Annotated in this window: 18 protein-coding genes; 13 read left to right on the forward strand and 5 right to left on the reverse strand. The window is 67.1% G+C overall.

The window, feature by feature from the left end; translation table 11 throughout:
* The first annotated feature begins 301 nt into the window (after positions 1-301).
* From O0J15_RS03255 to ubiM, 4 genes are all read left to right on the forward strand, one after another.
* A complete protein-coding gene (locus O0J15_RS03255; protein WP_134729396.1) occupies positions 302-1,462 on the forward strand; it encodes a hypothetical protein in 1,161 nt (386 codons plus the stop codon).
* A gap of 59 nt (positions 1,463-1,521) precedes the next feature.
* On the forward strand, positions 1,522-2,067 hold the full coding sequence (locus tag O0J15_RS03260) for a DUF4019 domain-containing protein (protein ID WP_019659159.1): 546 nt from the start codon (positions 1,522-1,524) through the stop codon (positions 2,065-2,067).
* Between the two features lie 11 nt (positions 2,068-2,078).
* Positions 2,079-2,468 (forward strand): MAPEG family protein, encoded by a 390-nt coding sequence (locus O0J15_RS03265; RefSeq protein ID WP_021203642.1) that lies wholly within the window; start codon positions 2,079-2,081, stop codon positions 2,466-2,468.
* 80 nt (positions 2,469-2,548) lie between these two features.
* A complete protein-coding gene (ubiM, locus tag O0J15_RS03270; RefSeq protein ID WP_021203643.1) occupies positions 2,549-3,727 on the forward strand; it encodes a 5-demethoxyubiquinol-8 5-hydroxylase UbiM in 1,179 nt (392 codons plus the stop codon).
* A gap of 11 nt (positions 3,728-3,738) precedes the next feature.
* Here the strand turns inward: ubiM and O0J15_RS03275 are convergent, their stop codons facing one another.
* Positions 3,739-3,960 carry an RNA-binding S4 domain-containing protein gene (locus O0J15_RS03275; protein WP_019659156.1) on the reverse strand — a complete coding sequence of 74 codons (222 nt, stop codon included), beginning with the start codon at positions 3,958-3,960 and terminating at the stop codon, positions 3,739-3,741.
* A gap of 264 nt (positions 3,961-4,224) precedes the next feature.
* Here O0J15_RS03275 and O0J15_RS03280 point away from each other — a divergent pair, with 264 nt between their 5' ends.
* The 6 genes from O0J15_RS03280 (at position 4,225) to O0J15_RS03305 (ending at position 13,880) form a co-directional block, all read left to right on the forward strand.
* Positions 4,225-6,171: a DEAD/DEAH box helicase gene (locus O0J15_RS03280; RefSeq protein WP_049413970.1), complete on the forward strand. Its 1,947-nt coding sequence runs from the start codon at positions 4,225-4,227 to the stop codon at positions 6,169-6,171.
* A 217-nt stretch (positions 6,172-6,388) separates the two neighbouring features.
* On the forward strand, positions 6,389-8,812 hold the full coding sequence (locus tag O0J15_RS03285; protein ID WP_308305075.1) for an EAL domain-containing protein: 2,424 nt from the start codon (positions 6,389-6,391) through the stop codon (positions 8,810-8,812).
* 109 nt (positions 8,813-8,921) lie between these two features.
* Positions 8,922-10,586 (forward strand): diguanylate cyclase, encoded by a 1,665-nt coding sequence (locus O0J15_RS03290; protein WP_188250084.1) that lies wholly within the window; start codon positions 8,922-8,924, stop codon positions 10,584-10,586.
* Between the two features lie 34 nt (positions 10,587-10,620).
* The gene (locus tag O0J15_RS03295; RefSeq protein WP_019659152.1) at positions 10,621-11,343 is read left to right on the forward strand and encodes a pseudouridine synthase; all 723 of its coding nucleotides are present in this window, start codon (positions 10,621-10,623) and stop codon (positions 11,341-11,343) included.
* Between the two features lie 143 nt (positions 11,344-11,486).
* Entirely contained in the window at positions 11,487-12,557 is a 1,071-nt protein-coding gene (locus tag O0J15_RS03300) for a sensor domain-containing diguanylate cyclase (protein WP_308305076.1), read from the forward strand.
* A 162-nt stretch (positions 12,558-12,719) separates the two neighbouring features.
* The gene (locus tag O0J15_RS03305; protein ID WP_308305077.1) at positions 12,720-13,880 is read left to right on the forward strand and encodes an AAA family ATPase; all 1,161 of its coding nucleotides are present in this window, start codon (positions 12,720-12,722) and stop codon (positions 13,878-13,880) included.
* A 30-nt stretch (positions 13,881-13,910) separates the two neighbouring features.
* On the opposite strand, the gene O0J15_RS03310 is transcribed toward O0J15_RS03305, so the two are convergent.
* Positions 13,911-14,858: a DMT family transporter gene (locus tag O0J15_RS03310; protein ID WP_010486385.1), complete on the reverse strand. Its 948-nt coding sequence runs from the start codon at positions 14,856-14,858 to the stop codon at positions 13,911-13,913.
* Positions 14,859-14,936: 78 nt separating this feature from the next.
* Here O0J15_RS03310 and O0J15_RS03315 point away from each other — a divergent pair, with 78 nt between their 5' ends.
* A complete protein-coding gene (locus tag O0J15_RS03315; RefSeq protein WP_180832690.1) occupies positions 14,937-15,551 on the forward strand; it encodes a Pr6Pr family membrane protein in 615 nt (204 codons plus the stop codon).
* On the opposite strand, the gene O0J15_RS03320 is transcribed toward O0J15_RS03315, so the two are convergent.
* Together O0J15_RS03320 and O0J15_RS03325 are read right to left on the reverse strand one after the other, a co-directional pair.
* Entirely contained in the window at positions 15,472-16,347 is an 876-nt protein-coding gene (locus tag O0J15_RS03320; RefSeq protein WP_308305078.1) for a DUF72 domain-containing protein, read from the reverse strand. The genes O0J15_RS03315 and O0J15_RS03320 overlap by 80 nt on opposite strands.
* Positions 16,344-16,787 carry a VOC family protein gene (locus tag O0J15_RS03325; protein ID WP_308305079.1) on the reverse strand — a complete coding sequence of 148 codons (444 nt, stop codon included), beginning with the start codon at positions 16,785-16,787 and terminating at the stop codon, positions 16,344-16,346. Before O0J15_RS03325 ends, O0J15_RS03320 begins: the two co-directional genes overlap by 4 nt.
* 110 nt (positions 16,788-16,897) lie before the next feature.
* Here O0J15_RS03325 and O0J15_RS03330 point away from each other — a divergent pair, with 110 nt between their 5' ends.
* Entirely contained in the window at positions 16,898-18,460 is a 1,563-nt protein-coding gene (locus O0J15_RS03330; RefSeq protein ID WP_308305080.1) for a serine hydrolase, read from the forward strand.
* A gap of 154 nt (positions 18,461-18,614) precedes the next feature.
* The gene (smrA, locus tag O0J15_RS03335) at positions 18,615-20,447 is read left to right on the forward strand and encodes a multidrug efflux ABC transporter SmrA (RefSeq protein ID WP_111102003.1); all 1,833 of its coding nucleotides are present in this window, start codon (positions 18,615-18,617) and stop codon (positions 20,445-20,447) included.
* Between the two features lie 39 nt (positions 20,448-20,486).
* On the opposite strand, the gene O0J15_RS03340 is transcribed toward smrA, so the two are convergent.
* Positions 20,487-21,563, reverse strand: coding sequence for a TraB/GumN family protein (locus O0J15_RS03340; protein ID WP_308305081.1), 1,077 nt, complete (start codon positions 21,561-21,563; stop codon positions 20,487-20,489).
* Positions 21,564-21,565 lie beyond the last annotated feature (2 nt).

The following is a 21,565-nucleotide window of genomic DNA, read 5'->3' on the forward strand; positions in this document are numbered from 1 at the left end:
GGCAGGGGGCGCTGCAAGTACGTCCCTGTAGCTCGGTCGCGCCATCCATGGCGCTCACGCCCCTGCCACCGGACCCACCCCGCCTTCGACAGTTTCCCGCGGCCTGCCGGAACGGCATCCCGCTCTGGGTGTCGACCTTGGTCGACACGGTAGATCCACGCCATGCGTGGATGGAGTGGTGCAAGACGCTGTAATGAAAAGGTTGGAACCAGAGGGTCAGAAGGGGTTCAGTGCCACGCGCTGAACGGGTGCCCCGGACGGGTAGACTGTGGCTCCTGCTCACGTGAAGACTGGTTGCCCGATGTCCGCCAAACGCCGCTGGTTGCCCCTGTTGTGCCTGGCCCTGGCGGGCTGCAGCCAGCTGGAAAATCCGGGCAATGTGACTGCTGCCGACAAGGCGGCGCGGGCACCGGCCAGCGATGGCGAGAACATGGTGTCGATCAATGCGGCCGATGCACCGCCACCGCCAGCGCCGCCGCGCAGCCAGGCGGATCGGCCGTGGCCGCAGGCGCAGCTTGAGAATGGCCGTGCCTGGGTCAGCTGCAGCACGGAATATGCTGGCGATGCCGGCGACGGTGTCGAGCTGGAAGGCCTGCAGCGCGAGCAGATCACTCAGGCGCTGGCGCCGTGCGCCGAGCGCGGCCTGATGCGCGTGCGTTACGCCGGCAAGATCAATCCGGGCTTCGCCGAGATGATGTGGCGGTTGGCGGTGGTCGCCGACCAGCAGAAGATCCACAAGCGCATCCTCGATCTGGATTCCAGCGGCGGCCAGGTGGAATCGGCGATCGTTGCCGGTGACAGCATCGGTGAATCCGGCTGGACCATCTGGGTGCGCGAAGGCTCGATCTGCCACAGCGCCTGCGTGTTCGTGCTGGCCGCCGGTGACAACCGCCTGCTGTCGGGCAAGGTCGGCATCCACCGCATGATGCGGATCAGCTCCAAGGCCACCTCGCGCGCGGAACTCAACCGCGAGCTGCACGAGGTCTACGACAACGTGAAGGACTATCTGCAGCGCAATGGCGTGGCGGTGGGCGTGGCCGATCTGATGATGACCGTGCCCAACCGCAGCCTGCGCCTGCTGACTCCGGACGAGCTGCGCCAGTACGGCCTGGATGGGACCAATGCGGTGCAGGATGATCTGGAACGGATCAAGCAGATGCGTGCCTGCGGCGATGATTTCGTGCAGCGCAAGGACGCGTTCCTGGTCGCCTTCGACCAGCAATGCAAGCGCGAAGGCGCCGACATGGAGTCGATCAACAGCTGCGGCCAGGCGTTGAAACAGCGCTTCGGCTTTCCCGACGCGGTGTGCCCGGACGAAAGCCCGCTGTCGGAGATCGATGTGGCGACGCTGCCCCCGGCACCGCCGGAACCGCGGATGGCCGAGCAGGCAGCCGACGATGCAGGCAAGTCTGCGGCGCAGGCCGATGCGGCGGCGGTGGAAGGCAACGCCCACGCGCGCTGACGAACCGCTCACCGCGCTGGCGTAGACTGCGGTCCTTTCCTCGAGAACCGGCGGTGTCCATGAAGCGCGCGCTCCTGCTGCTGTCCCTGCTGCCCCTGACTGCGTTGGCGCAGGCACCTGCGCCGGCCACGCCGGCACCGGCACCCGCGCGCCCGGCCCCGGCATCGCCGGCGGCTGCGAAACCGGCCACCGCCGGCGCTCCGGCATTGACCGCCGCGCAGCAGGCCCAGGTGCAGAAGCAGGACGCCGAAATGGGCGCGGCTGCGTTGAAGGCGGCGCAGCTGGTCGATGCCAACCGCGCCGGCGAACTGTGGGATGGCGCTTCGGCCGTCGCCCGTCGTGCGGTGCCGAAGGCCGCCTTCGTCAGCCAGCTGACCACCGAGCGTGCGCGCCTGGGTGCGTTGGCCGGGCGAGGCCAGCCCACCATCACCCGGGTCAAGTACAGCGCCGGTGCTGCGGTGCCGGAAGGGCTTTACATCAACGTCAGCTTCCCGACCCGTTTCGCCAACAGCGCGCAGCCGGTGCGCGAGCTGGTCTCGTTCCGTTTCGACGAAGACCAGGTGTGGCGCCTGGCCGGTTACAGCCTGCGTGCGTCGGCACCCTGAGGAGATGATCGATGGCAACTGAACTGGCAATGCTGGCCTGGTCGATCGTGCTCGGCTTCGTGTACATCTTCGCCACCTCCACCGTGGTCACCCGCGAGCGCGGGATGAAGTGGAATGCCTCGGCACGCGATGGCGATGCAAAGCCGCTCAGCCCGCTGGCCGGCCGCCTGCAGCGGGCCCAGGCCAACTTCCTGGAAACCTTCCCGTTCTTCGCCGCTGCCGCCATTGCAGTAGTCGTGTCCGGTCGCGGCAACGGCACCACGGCGCTGGCTGCGCAGGCCTACTTCTGGGCGCGTGTGGTCTATCTGCCCCTGTACGCGGCCGGCGTGCCCTACCTGCGTAGCCTGGTGTGGCTGGTGTCGCTGCTGTCGATCCTGGCGCTGGTGTTCGCGTTGTTGTGACCCGCGCCTGATCCAGATCAAGGACGGTCAGGCGCACGGCGCTATGCTGGCCCGGACTGAATCAACGGCAGGAGACGCGCATGCGCAGGATGGACGTGGTGGTGGTCGGCGCCGGACCGGCGGGCCTGTGCTTCGCTCGGGCGCTGGCCGGCAGTGGCCTGCAGGTCGGGCTGGTCGAAGTTCAACCGCGCCAGGCGCTGGCCGAGGCCGCCTTCGATGGCCGCGAGATCGCGTTGACCCATGCCTCGCGGCAGAGCATGGAGCAGCTGGGGCTGTGGCAGCGCCTGCCGCCGGCCGAAGTCGCTGAACTGCGCGATGCCAAGGTGATGAACGGCGGTTCGCCGTTCGCGCTGACCTTCGCCAGCAGCCAGGTCGACGGCCAGCCGCTGGGCTGGCTGGTGCCCAACCATCTGATCCGCCGCGCTGCATGGGATGCCGTGCAGGACCAGGATGGTCTGGACCTGTTCGACGGGCGCAAGGTGCAGCGCGTCCAGGCCGATGCGCAGGGCCACGTGGTCAGACTCGATGACGGCAGCCAACTGCACGCCCGCCTGCTGGTCGCGGCTGACAGCCGCTTCTCCGCCACCCGCCGCATGCTTGGCATCGGTGCGCAGATGCGCGACTTCGGCAAGTCGATGCTGGTGTGCCGCATGCAGGTCGAGCGCGACCATCACCACACGGCCTGGGAATGGTTCGGTTACGGCCGCACCATGGCGCTGCTGCCGCTCAACGAGGGCCAGGCATCGGCGGTGATCACGCTGCCGCCGCGGCAGATCGAAGAACTGCTGGCGATGGATGAGGTGGCCTTCGGCGATGCCATCAGTGCGTGCTTTGAACATCGCCTGGGCCGCATGCAGCCGGTGGCGACGCCGCAGGCGTACCCGCTGGTAGGTGTGTACGCGCACCGTTTCGTCGGCGAGCGTTCTGCGCTGATCGGCGATGCCGCAGTCGGCATGCATCCGGTCACCGCGCATGGCTTCAACCTGGGCCTGGCCAGCGCACAGCGGCTGGCGCAGGGCATCGTCGCGCAGCAGCGTCGCGGTGCCGACATTGCTGCCGCCGGCATGCTGACCAGCTACCAGCGGGGGCATCGGCTGGCGTCGCGGCCGCTGTACGAAGCCACCAATGCGATCGCCAGCCTGTACACCGACGACCGTCGCCCGGCGCGCCTGCTGCGTGCGGCTGGCCTGCGCCTGGCGCAGGGCGTGGCACCGTTCAGGCAGCTGATCGCCTCGCACCTGACCCAGCGCGTGGCCTGAACGGCTTCAGATCAGCCGGCAGCCAGCACTCGGATCTGGCTGCCGGAAAATTCGACCACCTGGCCCGCGCGGATCTTGCAGGCCTTGCGCAGCTCGATTTCGCCATCGACCCGCACCTGGCCTTCACTGATGACCATCTTGGCCTCGCCGCCGCTGGTGACCAGGTCGGCCAGCTTGAGCAGCTGCTTGAGTTCGACGTAGTCACCGTCGAGGTCGAATTCGAGAATCTGCATGGAGCGGGTTCCTGGGAAGAGGGCGCAGGCCAGCGGCCGGGCCGGGAAGCGGGCGCGTATTGTGCGCCAGCACGGGCTCGACGGCACGCGCACGGAAAGCTGTACGCCTCGTTCAGGATCAATGCGGTATCATCCCGCTCTGAGCGAGTGAAATCTCCTCCGACCGAGCAGCGCCAGGGCACGCGATAAGAAGGGCGCCCAAAGCGCGGACCATCCCTTTTTTATCGCACTGCCAGGAAGACGGCAGTGCCTTCGGAGTTCCCCATGTCCCAAGATTCCCAAGCGCCGCTGCAGTTCGCGCAGCTCGGCCTGTCCGAGCCCGTGATGCAGGCGGTCACCGCCATCGGCTACGAAACCCCGTCGCCGATCCAGGCCGCTACCATCCCCGCGATGCTGGAAGGCCGCGACGTGCTGGGCCAGGCCCAGACCGGCACCGGCAAGACCGCTGCGTTCGCACTGCCGGTACTGTCCAACATCGACCTGCAGCAGATCAAGCCGCAGGCCCTGATCCTGGCGCCGACCCGCGAACTGGCCATCCAGGTCGCCGAGGCGTTCCAGTCCTATTCGTCGAAGATCCCGGGCTTCCGCGTGCTGCCGGTGTACGGCGGCCAGCCCTACGGCCAGCAGCTGTCGGCGCTGCGCCGTGGCGTGCACATCGTGGTCGGTACCCCCGGCCGCGTGATCGATCACCTGGACCGCAGCACCCTGGACCTGTCCGAGCTGAAGACCCTGGTGCTGGACGAAGCCGATGAAATGCTGCGCATGGGCTTCATCGACGACGTCGAAGCGGTGCTGAAGAAGCTGCCGGAGCAGCGCCAGGTGGCCCTGTTCTCGGCCACCATGCCGCCGCAGATCCGCCGCATCGCGCAGACCTACCTGCAGGATCCGGTGGAAGTGACCATTGCGGCCAAGACCACCACCTCGGCCAACATCCGCCAGCGTTACTGGTGGGTGAGCGGCATGCACAAGCTGGATGCGCTGACCCGCATCCTGGAAGTCGAGCCGTTCGACGCGATGATCATCTTCGCGCGCACCAAGGCCGGCACCGAAGAACTGGCCAGCAAGCTGCAGGCCCGTGGCCTGGCCGCTGCCGCCATCAACGGCGACATGCAGCAGGCCCAGCGTGAGCGCACCATCGCCATGCTGAAGGAAGGCAAGCTGGACATCCTGGTTGCCACCGACGTGGCCGCGCGCGGCCTGGACGTGGAGCGCATCAGCCACGTGCTGAACTACGACATCCCGTACGACACCGAAAGCTACGTGCACCGCATCGGCCGTACCGGTCGTGCCGGCCGCAGCGGCGAGGCGATCCTGTTCGCGACCCCGCGCGAGAAGGGCATGCTGCGCCAGATCGAGCGCGCCACCCGCCAGCCGATCGAAGAGATGCAGCTGCCGAGCGTGGAAGCGGTCAACGACACCCGCATCAACAAGTTCACCTCGCGCATCAGCGAAACCCTGGGTGCCGGTGGCCTGGACTTCTACCGCCAGCTGCTGGAGCGCTTCGAGAACGAGCAGAACGTGCCGGCCATCGAGATCGCCGCCGCGCTGGCCAGGATGCTGCAGGGTGACACCCCGTTCCTACTGCAGCCGCCGGTGCGTGCCCCGCGTGAAGAGCGCGCCCCGCGCGAGCGTTTCGACCGTGGCGACCGTCCGGAGCGTGGCGATCGCTTCGACCGCAACGAGCGCGGTCCGCGCTTCGAGCGTGGCCCGCGTCGCGACGACGCCGAAGGTGGTTTTGAGCAGCGTCCGCGCCGTGAGGTTCCGCCGCGTGGTGCACCGGAGCAGGGCATGGAGACCTACCGCATTTCGGTGGGCCATCAGCATGGCGTGAAGCCGGCCAACATCGTCGGCGCCATTGCCAATGAAGCGGGCCTGGAAAGCCGCTTCATCGGCCGCATCGACATCCACGACGACTTCTCGCTGCTGGACCTGCCGGCACAGATGCCGCCGGACGTGCTGTCGCACCTGCAGAAGGTGTGGGTGTCCGGCCAGCAGCTGCAGATGCGTGCGCTGGCTCCGGGTGAAGACACCAACCCGGCCCCGCGTCCGTTCAAGCCGCGCTTCGACAAGCGTGGCCCGGGCGGCCCGGGTGGCCCGCGTCGTGGTGGCCCCGGTGGTCCGGGTGGCCATGGTGGCGACCGCGGCGGTGACCGCGACAGCCGCCCGCCGCGTCGTGACGGCTTCAAGCCGCGCGGCCCGCGCAGCTTCTAAGCCGCACCCGCAGCCGTCCATAACAACGCCAGCCCCGGGCTGGCGTACAGGAAAAGGGGACGGAGGGGATTAAGTCGTAAATGGCAGGCCATGCGCTTATGCCGAAAACGACTTAATCCCCTCCGTCCCCTTTTTCGCATGGCCCACACATTGCCGGTCATAGGCTGGGCCGGTTCCAAGGCAGGTTGTCACCGCAGCACATTCGGGGGGATCCGGGATGGGTAGAAGTGGCACGGACCAGCAGAGCCGGCGGGTGCCGATGACCCGTGGGCTGGGATTGCGCTTTGCGTTGTTGACGGGCATGGCGATCGGGCTGGTCGCATTGTCCGCGTTGATCCAGGAACTGCAGGCGGCTTCGACGGCCTGGATCGCCGGGCAGGGTTACTGGTCACGCGGGCAGCAGGATGCCACTGCTGCGCTGAGCCGCTACCTGGCGCGCGGCCATGCCCAGGACCTGGAGGACGCGCGCCAGGCCCTGCGGATTCCGTTGGGAGATCTGCAGGCCCGGTTGGCGCTGGAACAGGCGGTACCGGACGAGGAGAAGGCCCGGCTTGGCTTCCTGCAGGGTGGCAACGCACATGCCGATATCCCGCGTCTGGTGTTCTCGTTCCGCTATGCACGCGACATCGGCGCCTTCCGCGAAGCAACCGCGTTGTGGCGGCAGACCGACGATGACCTGTTGGCGGTGCAGCGGCTGGTCGCCGAGCTGCAGTCGGCGCACGCCGAAGGCACGCTGCCAGTGGCCGACCGCGACCGTTACCTGCAACAGCTGCGCGATCTGGACCGGCGGCTGCAGGTGCAGGCGCAGTCGTTTTCCCGAGCGTTGCTGCGCATGGCCACGATGGTGCGGATCGCCACGCTCGTGGTTGGTGGGCTGTCGGTGCTTGCGATCAGCCTGATGGCGGTGGCCCTCGCGCGCCGCGTCGGCAAGGACCTGACCGAACATGAAAGCCGCTTCCGCGCCGCCTTCTATCAGGCCAATGTCGGCATGCTCAAGCTCGACACCGAAGGCAAGGTGATCGAAGCCAACCAGGCGATGGCCGATATCCTCGACTACCGGCGCGACGTGCTGCTGCAGATGTCGTTGGGCGATCTGCTGATGGACGGCGAGCTTGTCATCGATGGGGTGGGCCGTATCGACTGGGACCGGCAGCTGCGGCCGAGCGAACTGCGCTTCCGCCGTCGCGATGGCAGCCTGGTCTGGGGCCGCTGGAGCGGCACCGGCGTGCGCAGCGCCGCCGGTGGCCTGTCGGTGTTCGCGATCATCGAGGACGTCAGCCAGAACCATGCACTGGCGCGCGAGATCGAGCACCACGCCAGCCATGACCCGCTGACCGGCCTGATCAACCGCCGCGAGATCGAACGGCTGCTGGAACGCGCGCTGTTGCAGGTGCGCAGCGAAGGCGGCACGCACGCGCTGTGCTATATCAACCTGGACCATTTCAAGCTGGTCAACGACAGCTTCGGCCACGCCGCTGGTGACCAGATGCTGCGCGCCTTCGCCGAGTACCTGGTGGCGGCGGTGCGTGATGGTGACTGGGTCGGCCGGCTGGGTGCGGACGAGTTCGCGGTGTTCCTCGCCCATGCCGGGCAGGACGAGGCCAAGCGCGTGCTGCAGCGGGTGATCCGCAACCTGGGCCAGGCCACGTTTCCGATCAGCGAGGGCAGCCCGCAGCTGAGCTGCAGCATCGGCGTGGTCGAGGTCAGTGCAGATGCGCCGGACGTGAACTGGTTGATGAGTGCCGCCGACAGCGCCTGCTATGCCGCCAAGCAGGCCGGGCGCAACCGCGTGCACTGCTTCAATGAGAACCGCATGGCGCTGGAGGAGCGGCGGCAGGAGGCCGAGCGCCTGCAGGGCGTCAGCCTGGCGATGGCCGAGAATCGCATGCTGCTGTATGCACAGCGCATCGCCCGCGTGGGGGATCCGTCCTACCTGCACTACGAGGTGCTGGTGCGCATGCGTGGCACCGATGGCAGCCTGCATCTGCCCGGCCAGTTCATGCCGGCGGTGGAGCGCTATGGCATGGCGGTGGCGCTGGACCGGCACGTGCTCGGGCTGCTGTTCCGCCACCTGCAGGTGTGCCCGGCGCACGTGCGCCAGCTGGGCCTGTGCAACGTCAACGTGTCCGCGCAGTCGATCGCCGAGCCGGGATTCCTCGCCTTCGTCTGCGACCTGCTCGAGCGCAACCGCGCGCTGGCCTCCAAGCTGTGCTTCGAGATCACCGAGACTGCGGCGATCAGCAACCTCAGCCAAGCCCGCGCCTTCATCGATGCGGTGAAGGCACGGGGGTGCCGGATGGCGCTGGATGACTTCGGCTCCGGCCTGTCTTCCTTCGGCTACCTGCGCCAGTTGCCGGCGGACATCCTGAAGATCGACGGCGCCTTCGTGCGCGACATGGATACCGACCCTGTCAGCCACGCCACGGTGCGCGCGATCAGCGAGCTCGGGCGCGAGCTGCAGATGGAAGTGGTGGCCGAGTGGGTGGAGACCGCCGAGGTTGCCGGTGCGCTGACCCGGCTTGGCGTACAGGGGCTGCAGGGCTATGCCATCGAACGGCCGCAGCCGCTGGAGCGGCTGACCCTGGTCGATCTGCGCCCGGTACGGCTGGTCGCGGTGAAGGGGCCGCCGGCGGCTGGCTGAACCGCGGGCGCCGACTTTGGTGTACACATGCGTGGCGTGCCCGGCTGCGATAATGCGCGTCAGGGGCGGCGCGCAGTGGGCGCGGACGTAAGCAGGAACAGGACGTGGCGTGGGCGGCAGGCAGTGGCGGTATGGAACAGGAGCGGTGCTGGCCGTCCTGATGGTGTGGTTGGCGTTGCCGTGGCCGCTTCAGGCTGCAGAGGCCGTGTCGGGCCATGATTATCTCCTGGTCGGCGGCGCTACCGACGAGCCGACGCCGCACCGCGCATGCACGCCGCAGATGCTGTCCGGCGCCCGCCAGCAGGTGCTGGTGCCGGCTCCGCCGCAGGGCTGGTCAGGCCAACCGCAGGCGCTGGACGTGTTCAACGTCTTTGCCGGTGAAGTGCGCGTCCAGCATGGTGACCGCGAGATCTGCGGCAACATGCACGACGCGCGCACCCGCGATTCACGTTTCCGGGCTGGCATCGGCCTGGTGGCGGTACCGCCGGCCGGCAGCCATGAGCCGTTCCTGGTCTCCTGGCAGACACCGCTGAAGACACGTTGGGTACCGACCCTGCGGCTGGGCGCGCCCAGCCCGGTGCAGCAGAACGACACCGCCCGCCTGCTGGTGCGCGCGGCCTGCATCGCGGTGGCGATCGCGCTGGCGCTGTCGGCGTTGATGGCCTTCCTGACCACCCGGGACCGCAGTTTCCTGGTCTACATCGCCGGCACCACCGTGATGGTGCTGTGGCAGGCAATCCTCGGCGGGCTCAGCGGCTATCCGGAACCCTGGCTGCCGGTGGGCGAGCACGGCGCATGGTGGCTGCTGGCGCTGACCGCTGCGACCCAGGCACTGGTGCTGCCGGCGCTGTGGCGGCTGAACGGAGGCGATCGCGTGCTGCCTCGATCGCGCCCGGCCCAAGTGGCGGTGTTGTGGGCCCTGATGGCGCTGGCCGTGCTGGTGCCGTGGCTGCGCTGGGAGCATCTGGCCTGGGTCGCGAAGGGCTTGCAGGTGTCCTATCTGTCCGGATGTGGCCTGGCACTGATGGTCGGCGTCTGGGCACGCTGGCGCGGCGACCGTTGGGCGCAGGCGGGTCTGGCCGCGCTGGCACCGATGCTGGTACTGATCATCGCCGATGCCTGTGGTGCGGCGTGGCTGCTGGAATACCGGGTGGAGGCGCTGCAGCTGGCGGTGACCTGGCTGTTGATGATGGCCGCGTATGCGTTGAACCAGCGGCTGGGCCGGCTGCGCCAGCAGCGTGATGAACTTCGCCAGCTGGCCGAGACCGACGGCCTGACCGGGCTTCCCAACCGTCGCGCCGGACTGCAGCAGCTGGCCCGCCACCTTGAGCGGGTCGACCGCGAGCGTGGCCCGCTGGTGATCGGCTTCCTCGACATCGACCTGTTCAAGGACATCAACGACCGCCATGGTCACGCCGTGGGCGACCTGGTGCTGGTGGCGGTGGCGCGTGCCCTGCGCATGGCAGTGCGCAGCCAGGACGAAGTGGTACGGATGGGCGGCGAAGAGTTCCTGCTGCTGATGCCGGGCATGCCGCGCGAGGCCGCTTCGGCGCGACTGGACCGGTTGCGCCAGCGAATCACCGAGGCTGGCCAGGCCCTGCAGGTGCCGGGGCTGGAGGTGACCGCCAGCATCGGCCTGGCGCAGTGGCGACCGGGCGAGGACGATCTGGCCGGGCTGCTGCGGCGCGCCGACCATGCCATGTACGTGGCAAAGCGGGCGGGCCGCAACCGGGTCTTCGACGGCGAGGAGCTCGATCCGCCCGCCCTGGCGTGAAGCGCAGCGGGCGGCGATGCCGGATAATGGGCCGATGACCACCCGACTCAACAAACATATCGCCGACACCGGCTTCTGCTCCCGCCGCGAGGCCGATCGCCTGATCGCCGCGCGCCGCGTTACCGTCAACGGCCATCCGGCCGGTACCGGCGCGGTGGTAGGCGAGGAAGACCAGGTGCTGGTCGACGGCCAGCCGCTGCGCGCCCGCGTGGCACGCAAGCCCGGCGCCCGCCGCCACGTCTACATCGCACTGAACAAGCCGGTAGGCGTCACCTGCACGACCGAAACTTCGGTCAAGGGCAACATCGTCGACTTCGTCGGCCACGAACAGCGCATCTTCCCGATCGGCCGCCTGGACAAGGACTCCGAAGGCCTGATCCTGATGACCAGCAATGGCGACATCGTCAACCAGATCCTGCGTGCCGAGAACGGCCACCAGAAGGAATACCTGGTGGCGGTGAACAAGCCGGTCACCGATGAGTTCCTGCGCGGCATGGCGCGCGGCGTGCGCATCCACGACCAGATGACGCTGCCGTGCAAGACCTCGCGCATCGCCAAGTTCGGTTTCCGCATCACCCTGCAGCAGGGCCTGAACCGGCAGATCCGCCTGATGGCTGCCGAGTTCGGCTATCGCGTGACCCAGCTGCGCCGCGTGCGCATCGACAACATCAAGATCGGCGCGCTGAAGCCGGGCCAGTGGCGCAACCTGACCGAGCAGGAGCTGCAGGGCCTGCTGCCGAAGCAGCTGGACTGGTGACGCGCGGTAGTGCCGGCCGCTGGCCGGCTACTCCAGGCATCGAATGCGCGCGGGATGCCGGCCAGCGGCCGGCACTACCCGTTGTGCGGATTACGCGCCGGCATCAGCTAGACTTTGCAGTGACCTGCCGGAAGTGACGCTGCATGATCAAGCCCGACAAGCCTGCCAACGAAGCCCTCCGGCTCGAGGCGCTGTACCGCTACCGGATCCTTGATTCGCAGCGCGAGAAGTCATTCGACGACCTGGTGGCGATCGCCAAGGCGGTCTGCGGTACCTCGATGGCGGCGGTGACCCTGATTGACGTCGAACGGCAATGGTTCAAGTCGATCCAGGGCATCGACGCGGCGGAAAACCTGCGCAGCGAATCGATGTGTGGCCACGCCATCCTGCAGCCGCACGAGGTCATGGTGGTCGAGGATGCGTTGCAGGACATCCGCTTCCACGACAACCCGGTGGTGACCGGCGACCCGCACATCCGCTTCTACGCCGGTGCGCCGCTGATCAGTTCCGATGGCCTGCCGCTGGGTACGCTGTGCGTGTTCGATGCACAGCCGCAGCACCTGCCAAGCGACAAGGCCGAGGCGCTGGCCGCGCTGTCGCGGCAGGTGATGCTGGTGATGGAGCTGCGCCGTTTCGCGCTCGACATCCAGAACCACATGCTGGAACGCGATGATTACGAGCGCCTGCTGTCGGAGTACCACGACGTGCTGCTGGCGCAGAACGCCGACCTGGCCGAGCAGAGCCGCACCGATGCGCTGACCGGCCTGCCAAACCGCCGCGCGATGGCGGCGGCGCTGGACGAGGCAGTGGCGGTGACCGGGGATCAGCCCGATGTGGCCTGCGTCGCGCTACTGGACATCGACCACTTCAAGCACATCAACGATTTCCAGGGCCACGCCACCGGCGACCGGGTGCTGGCCGAGCTGGGCACGCTGCTGCGCTCGCACTTCACCGGCCGTGGCATGGCCGCGCGCTATGGCGGCGAGGAGTTCGTGGCGGTGATGCCGGCGACCGACCTGCAAACCGCCGAACTTCAGTGCGAGTTCCTGCGCCTGGCCGTTGCTGATCTGCCGCTGGGGTTCCCGGTCACGATCAGTATTGGAGTGGCCCAGCACCAGCCCGGTGAAAGCGTGGATGAGACGCTGGCACGTGCCGACAAGGCGCTGTACCGGGCCAAGGGCAAAGGTCGCAACCGGGTGGAACGGGCGGACTGAAACACGGCGGTTCGCGCGTTGAACGCATGCGACGCGTGGATGATTCGATGCCGCTCCAGTAGATCCACGCCATGCGTGGATGCTCTTCCCGTTTCACTTGGCGTCGCAGCTCCTGCGATCAGAACCGGCCAGCATGACGCCCTGTTTCCCCGGACGCCGCCCATGCTGCAGACCCTGGCCATCGTCCACTATCGTTCGCTGCACGGGCTCGTACTGCCGCTGCAGCAGTTGAATGTGGTGACCGGTGACAACGGCAGTGGCAAGTCCAGCCTGTACCGTGCCCTGCGCCTGCTGGCCGAGACCGCGCAGGGCGGCGTCGCGGCGGTGCTGGCCCGCGAAGGCGGGCTGGGCTCGGCGCTGTGGGCGGGTCCGGAAAAAATGGACCGTCGGGTTGCTGCCGGCGAAATCCCCCTGCAGGGCGGCCCACGCCAGGAATCGGTGGGATTGAAGTTGGGCTTCGCCACTGACGAATTCGGCTACGCCATCGATCTGGGCTACCCGCCGCCCAGTCGATCGGCCTTCGCACTGGACCCGCAGATCAAGGCCGAGGCGATCTGGGCTGGCCCGTTCCTGCGCAGCGCCAACCTGCTGGTTGATCGCCGTGGGGCAATGGTTCGGCAACGTCATGCGCGCGGTTGGGATCTGGTGGATGACAGGTTGTCGCTGTTCGACAGCCTGTTCACCCAGGTCGGCGATCCGCAGCGCCTGCCGGAAACCATCGCCCTGCGCGAGTACATCCGGCGTTGGCGCTTCTACGATCATTTCCGCAGCGATGCCGATGCCCCGGCGCGGCAATCGGCGATGGCCACGCGTACGCCGGTGCTGCATCACGACGGCCGGGATCTGGCGGCAGCCTGGGTGACCATTATCGAGATCGGAGACCCGGTCGCGTTGGCACGCAGCGTCGGCGATGCGTTCCCCGGTGCCACGGTCGGCTTCGAGGAGCTGGACGGTCGACTGGCCCTGCGCTTCCACCAGCCGGGATTGCTGCGGCCGTTGTCGATGGCCGAACTGTCCGACGGTACGCTGCGCTTCCTGCTGCTGGCTGCTGCGCTGCACACGCCGCGTCCACCGCCGCTGCTCGTGCTCAACGAGCCGGAGACCAGCCTGCATCCGGACCTGCTGCCGGCGCTGGCGCGGCTGATCATCGCAGCCAGTTCGCGCAGCCAGGTATGGGTGGTGTCACACGCCAGCCGCCTGATCGCGGCGCTGGAACAGGCGCCAGGGTGCCATTCGCTGCATCTGTACAAGGAACAGGGCCGCACGCTGTTGAGCGGGCAGGGCCTGCTGGATGCGCCGGCCTGGCATTGGCCGCAGCGTTGATACGGGCGTCCAGGCCATGCGTGGATGCATTCAATCGGCGATGTTGCGCGCCTCGGCCGTGCCAAGAATCTCCGGATGCTGCACCGGCTTGCGGCGGTTCAGCAGCGGATGCAGGAACACCGCGCCGACGATGATCGCCACGCCCAGGTAGAACCACGGGGTGACCTCGTGCTGCTCGCGCAGCAGCACCACCGCCAGCACCACCGCATAGACCGGCTCCAGGTTGGTCACCAGTTGCACCGTGTAGGCGCTCAGGTGGCGCAGTGCGACCAGGGCCAGGGCAAACGGCAGCAGCGTGCAGAACCCGGCCAGCACCAGCAGCAGGATGCCGTCGTGCAGGTCCGGGACCACCCACAACGGGCTGGCCAGCGCAGGCAGCAGGTAGGGCATCAGCGGCGCCAGCAGGGTCAGGGTGAGGGTGCCCGCACCCAGCTCCAGCGCGGTGACCGTGAGCGGATCGGCGTGGCTGACCATGCGCTTGTTGAGCGAGCCGAACACCGCCACCAGCAGCGCTGAGATCGCGCCGATCAACACACCCAGGCGCATGCCATCGGGCACACCACCGACCACCAGCGCAACACCCGGCAGCACCGCCAGGCCGAACGCCAGCTCACGCAGCTGGAACGGCCGCTTGGCCACCCACGGTTCGATGATCGAGGTGAACACCGGCGCCAGTGCGATGCAGGTGGCAGCCACCGAGGCATTGGCCAGCTTCACCGCGCCATAGAAGGTCAGCCAATGCAGGGCGACCAGCGCGCCAATGCCGGCGTAGCCGGCGACCAGCCGCAGGGGCAGGGTGCGCAACCCGCGCCAGACCCGTGGCAGCAGGGCCAGCATCGCCGTCACCAGCAGCATGCGCCACCACACCAGCGGCAGTGCGGGCAGGGTGATCAGCTTGCCGAGGATGGCGGTGATGCCCCACAGCAGGACACAGAAGTGGATCTGCCACAGCGCTTTGCGGGTGTCGGGTGTGCTCATCGGCCTATTGTGAGGCAATCGCGCGGCCGTCGGCGATGACTGTGGCATGCTCGCGGCATCGACCCAGAGAACCGAGCCATGGCAGCCGATTGCTCCCTTCTGCGCGGATGGGCCGCACTGACTGCCCTGATGGCGGCAGCCTCGCTGCTGTTGCAGTACCTGTTGCTGGTGCAGGGGCCGGGGGCGGCGGCCGGGATCGGCGTGGCGACGCTGCGTTTCTTCGGCTATTTCACCATTCTCAGCAACCTGGCTGTCTGCGTCGGATGTGGGTGGCTGGTCCTTGGCAGAGTGCTCAAGCCGGCGGTGGCGGCGAGCCTGGCGCTGTGCATCGGTGTGACCGCGTGCGTCTACGTGCTTGCATTGCAGGGGCTGTGGCAACCGACCGGGCTGCAATGGTGGGTCGATGCGGGCCTGCACTATGTCGTGCCTGCCCTGTTCCTGCTGGGGTGGCTGCTGCTGTTGCCGCACGGTGAGCTGCGCTGGCGCGCGCTGGGCGGCGTGCTGCTGGTACCGCTGGCCTACCTTGGCTGGGCGATGCTGGTCGCTGCAATGACCGGACAGGCGCCGTATCCATTCCTCGAACTGCAACGCCTGGGCCTGGCGGCCTTCCTGCTCAACGTGCTGCGCGTTGCGGGCGTGTTCGTGGTGGGCTGGACCCTGCTGTGGGGGCTGGACCGCTGGCGCCGTCGATGAGGCGCTGCAGGGCCATCGCTGCCGCCGGGTTGCGGGCCTTGCCGGCACCGATGCACAGCAGGTAGACCTCGCGCGGGGTTTCCGGGGCGTGCCCGGCCAGACAGGGCAGGTCGTCCACCGGCTCGCCGCGTGACCAGCGTCGCGCGCGTTCAGCCCAGCGCTGCTGCACGGGCGCAGGCAGGCCCTCTTTCAAGCGGGCCTGGCTGCGCTTGATCCGCGCGTAGACGAAGCCCGAACTGACGTCGCCGTGCAGCGGCGCCTCGTCGCTGTCCTCGATCACCAGTGCCACGCCGTGGCGGCGCGCGGCGGCGACCAGTGCGGGGCCATGTGCTGCGGCATTGCGGACCTCCAGCGCATGCTGCAGCGGCACCCCTTCCAGCTGCTTCGGCAGCTGCGCCATCAGCGCGTCCAGTGCATCGGCGTAGGCCGGGTGGCGTGGATCGAACTGCCACAACAACGGGCCAAGCCGGTCACCGAGCGCGATCGCTGCCTGCAGGAAGGGCGCGGCTGCCTCCACCGTGCTGGACAGGTCGCGGCGCTGCACCAGGTAGCGTGGTGCCTTCATCGCAAAGCGGAAGCCTTCCGGCGTCTGCGCGGCCCACTGCGCGCACTGTGCGGCGGTGGGCGTGCGGTAGAAGGTGCCGTTGATTTCGATGCAGCGCAGGGCGCGGCTGGCATGGGCCAGCTCTTCACGCTGCGGCAGGCCCACGGGGTAGAAAACGCCGCCGCGCCATTCGGGAAACACCCAGCCACCGATGCCGCAGCGGATCTCCGCCTGCCGGGCGGTCGCGGTCACTGGCCGTGGTCCGTGCGCCACGGGTCGTAGCTGCCGAACCACCACAGATAGCCTTCGGGGTCGGCGCAGGCATAGCCACGGCCGCCGTAGTCCTGGTCGGCGATGTCGATGACGATGCGGGCACCGGCGGCCTTGGCCCGGGCGTAGTGCGCGTCGGCATCGGTGACGATCACGCAGGCACTCTGCGTCTGGCGGCCGCCGACCTCATCAGGCAACGCCGTATGCTCGCTCCACGCGCTCTGGTTGCTGGCCGAGCCCAGCATGATCATGCCGGTGCCGAAGGTCAGCTGCGCATGGAACACCGTGTCGCCGTCGGCATACACGGCCTGGGCATGGAAGCCGAAGGCGCGCTGCAGCCAGTCGATGGCGGTCTGCGCGTCGCGATAGCGCAGGCACGGAATGATGGTGGAGCCGTTGCTCGGTTGGCCGTTTCCGCCCATGACACCCCTCCAATGGCACAGGGCAGGGTGCGCCGCAGACCGTTACCATCCCGCGAAACCCCGGTGACGGCCTGCACATGGCCGCTACCCCTGTTCGGAGATCGTGCTGGATGAAACCCTGGATTGGAGGAGCCGTGCTGCTGGCGTGCACGACCATGGCGAGCGCTGCCACCCCGGCGCAGCTGCAGGAGCTGGATGCGACCGTCGAGCGCGTGCGCGCGCAGTTCGACGTGCCCGGTATTGCGGTGGCGGTGGTCAAGGATGGCGAGGTGGTGCTGGAGCGCGGCTGGGGCGTGCGCGAGCAGGGCAAGCCGGAACCGGTGCAGGCCGATACGCTGTTTGCCATTGCGTCCAACACCAAGGCGTTCACCGCCACTTCGCTGAACCTGCTGGCCGAGGACGGCAAGCTGAAGATGGATGACAAGGTGATCGACCACCTGCCGTCGTTCCGCATGTCCGATCCGTTCGTGACCGGGCAGATGACGATCCGCGACCTGCTGTCGCACCGCAGCGGGCTGAGCCTGGGTGCCGGCGACCTGCTGTTCTGGCCGGCCACCTCCTACAGCAATGCCGAAGTAGTCGAACGGCTGGGCAGGGTGCCGCTGAAGGGCGGTTTCCGCGAGAGCTACGCGTACGACAACATCCTGTACGCGGTTGCCCAGCAGGTGATCGAGCATGTCTCGGGCATGAGTTACCAGCAGTTCCTGCAGACGCGCATATTCGACAAGGTGGGCATGACCGGCACGCGCTACAACGCCGATCACCTGAAGCCGGGCGACAAGGCCGCGGTCGGCCACGCCAAGTACGATTTCAAGGACCTGCGCACCGTTGCGCCGCTGACCTGGTCGAACAATGCCGGCGCCGGCGGCATCTATTCCAGCGCGCACGACATGGCGCGCTGGATGCAGGTGCAGCTGGCCGAAGGCAAGCTGGCCGACGGCACGCCGTTGTTCAGCGAGAAGAGCCAGCAGCAGATGTGGCGGATGATCACGCCGCAGTCGATCCCGGCGCCGAGCGTGCCGGAGCTGGCACCTGCGCGGGCCAACTTCGCCGGCTATGGCGAAGGCTGGAGCCTGAGCGACTACCGTGGGCAGAAGTTGGTCTGGCATACCGGTGGCTGGCCGGGCATGGTTTCGCGGCTGACCCTGGTACCGGGCGAGAAACTGGGCGTGGTGGTGCTGACCAATCAGGAAGTGGGCGCGGCGTTCAATGCGATCACCCTGAGCGTGCTCGATGCCTACCTGGGCGGTGAAAAGCATGACTGGGTGGACGCCTATGCCAAGGCCGTGGCCAAGGGACAGGACAAGGCCGACGAGGCCTGGGCCAAGCACCAGAGCGCACGCGACAAGGGCAGCAGGCCATCGCTGGCGCTGGCCGGCTACACCGGCAGCTTCCTTGACCGCTGGTATGGCGACATGCAGATCAGCGCCGAAGGCAAGGGCCTGCGCCTGCGCTTTGCGAAGACCGCGCAGCTGAGCGGGCGCCTGGAGCACTGGCAGCACGACACCTTCATCGTGCGCTGGGACGACCGTTCGCTCAACGCCGACGCCTTCGTGAACTTCAGCCTGGACCCGGACGGCAAGGTACGCGAGGTGCGCATGCAGCCGATTTCCGACCTGACCGATTTCAGTTTCGATTTCCAGGACCTGCTGTTCACCCCGGTCAAAGAATGAGGGTAGTGCCGGCCGCTGGCCGGCAACCTCATGATCTCTGGAAACGTAGCGAGGTTGCCGGCCAGCGGCCGGCACTACCGGCGCCGCGGCATCGTCGGCCGGCGTACACATGCGGCGTGGGATACTCCGCCGGCTAAGATGGCGAGGGAATGCGATGTTCCGTTGGTTTGAATCCCTGATTCCGGTGTTCCCGCCCGTGGATGGGCGCATGCCACCGCGCAAGGTGCTGCCGTTCTACCTGCACTACCTGCGCCCGGTGTGGCCGGTGCTGCTGGCCACGCTCATCGCCGGCCTGCTCCTGGCGCTGGTGGAAGTGGCCATGTTCGATTACCTGGGCCGCATCGTCGACATGGTCGCCGAGCAACCCGGTGCCGATTTCTTCAAGCGCCATGCCAATGAACTGGGCTGGATGCTGTTCATCACGGTCATCGCGCGGCCGATCCTGGTCGGCCTGCACAACCTGCTGGTCAACCAGGCCATCGTGCCCGGCCTGAGCAACCGCTCGCGCTGGCTGATGCACAACTACGTGGTTCGGCAGAGCCTGAGCTTCTTCCAGAACGACTTCGCCGGCAGCGTCGCCAACCGGGTGATGCAGACCGGTACCTCGCTGCGCGAGTCGGCGGTGCAGATGGTCGACTCGCTCTGGTACATCGTGGTCTATACCGGCACCGCGCTGTACCTGTTCGCGCAGGCCGACTGGCGGCTGATGGTGCCGCTGATCCTGTGGCTGCTGGCCTACGTGGTGATCATGGTCTACTTCGTGCCGCGCGCGAAGGAGCGGGCCTGGATCGCCTCGGAAGCACGTTCGAAGGCAATGGGCCGCATCGTCGATGGCTACACCAACATTCCCACGCTGAAACTGTTCGCCCATGGCGGGCGCGAGCAGGCCTACGTGGCCGAGTCGATCCAGGAGCTGGCAGTCAAGCACCGCGCGCAGACCCGGGTGACCACCGGCATGGACCTGACCATCGCCATCGTCAACGGTTTCCTGATTGCCGGTACCTGTGGCCTGGCCCTGTGGCTGTGGAATGGCGGCCACATCACTGTCGGCGCGATCACGCTCGCGACCGGCCTGGTGATCCGCATCCACAACATGTCCGGCTGGATCATGTGGACCATCAACGGCATCTTCGAGGACATCGGTACGGTACAGGATGGCATCACCACCATTGCCCAGCCGCTGACCGTGCAGGACCGCGAGGACGCGGTGCCGTTGCAGGTGACCCGCGGTGGCGTGCACTTCCAGGACATCCACTTCCACTACGGCAAGAAGGGCGGCGTGATCGCAGGCCTCGACCTGGTGGTGAAGCCGGGCGAGAAGATCGGCCTGGTGGGTCCTTCCGGTGCCGGCAAGTCGACCCTGGTCAACGTGCTGCTGCGCCTGTACGACCTGGAAAGCGGCCGCATCCTGATCGACGACCAGGACATTGCCTACGTCACTCAGGAAAGCCTGCGCCAGCAGATCGGCGTGGTCACCCAGGATACCTCGCTCCTGCATCGCTCGATCCGCGACAACCTGCTGTACGGCCGGCCGGACGCGACCGATGAGCAGTTGCGCGCTGCGGTGGCCAAAGCACGTGCCGAGGCCTTCATCGATACGCTGGTGGACGGGCAGGGGCGTCGTGGCTACGACGCGCATGTCGGCGAGCGCGGCGTGAAGCTGTCCGGCGGCCAGCGCCAACGCATCGCCATTGCCCGCGTGCTGCTGAAGGACGCACCGATCCTGGTGCTGGACGAAGCAACCTCGGCACTGGACTCGGAAGTGGAAGCGGCGATCCAGGACAGCCTGGATGAGCTGATGGGCGGCAAGACGGTGATCGCGATCGCGCACCGGCTGTCGACCATCGCGCGCATGGACCGGCTGGTGGTGATGGACCAGGGCCGCATCGTCGAGACCGGCACCCATGCCGAGCTGATTGCTGCCGGTGGCCTGTATGCGCGCTTGTGGGCGCGGCAGACCGGTGGCTTTGTGGCTGCCGATCAGTGACTTCGATGTGACCGCGTTGCAAGGTGCCAAGTTACATCGTCACCCGTCCGGATGATTTGAGGTTTCACTTGCTCCGATGTTTGGAGGTCGCGGCTGATCGCCAAAGAACACCCTGGCATCGGGGATGTATCCCTCGTCCACGAGTACCGCGGCCATGCCTCTTGAATGCAGAAGATCATCCAAGGGCAGAGTGGTGAAAACCGTACTGTGCCGCGAAGTAGTTGAGCGGAGCACTGCAACCCAGTGAGTTCGTCTCTGGATATCAAGGTCAATATTCATCGTAGTGGCGATCGCGTCGTTGGTCAGACAAGCCCAGCACCGGGAGGGCGATGGAGGGGCATGCAGGAGCGCGCCCGATTCAATATCTCCCTCTGCCCACGCATGACCTAGCTCATCTAGGTTATCGAGCCAGGGCCGCAGGCTTGATGTGGCATCCGAGAAGCATTTGCGGTCTTTCACGGAGTCAATGTGAAAATTCTGGATAGTTTCCCTGGCGCCTCTCACCAGCATCGGGAAGCGGGCGTTGATCATCGGGATCCCATGATCGCGGGCCATGCGGTCAATGGCTCGAGAAAGTGGCTCACCGGCTCGGGCTCCACTGAATTGCAGTGCAGCATCATGAATTTTCCAAGCCGCGTACATTGGGCGCATCCTCTCAATGCTCGCGTCATGCAGGCCATAGAGAATCTTGAGATCGCTCAATCGCGTGTACTCTTCTTCGGTGAGCTCGTCACGAAGCGTTCTTCTACCTGAAAGGAACTTGAGCTTGCGGATGGCGGGCCACAGAATGAGGCTGCGAAATACCCCGCCATCGTGCTCCACGGTCACGCCCGGAGGGCTCAGAATTGCATCAGACGTCGAGATTGCTGCTTCAACGCTGCGAGTATCGATGGATAGGCTCTTTCTTAGGGGTTGAATCGTGCCCAGTACAAGCAGCGTTGAAGAGCCTTTTCTGAACTGCCAGATGCGCGGGCCGGGGGCTGAGTGGACCGCATGGATCGCAGGGAGATGAGTTGCATCGGCATTCTCTTGATCCGTTGCGTATCCATTGATGGGCGCCATCGCCATCAGGGCGATGGCCGCCAAGGTAATGGAAGGAGAATGAAATTGATCCATGT

The sequence above is a fragment of the Stenotrophomonas sp. Sm10 genome (genome assembly GCF_030985515.1).
Classification (GTDB): domain Bacteria; phylum Pseudomonadota; class Gammaproteobacteria; order Xanthomonadales; family Xanthomonadaceae; genus Stenotrophomonas; species Stenotrophomonas hibiscicola.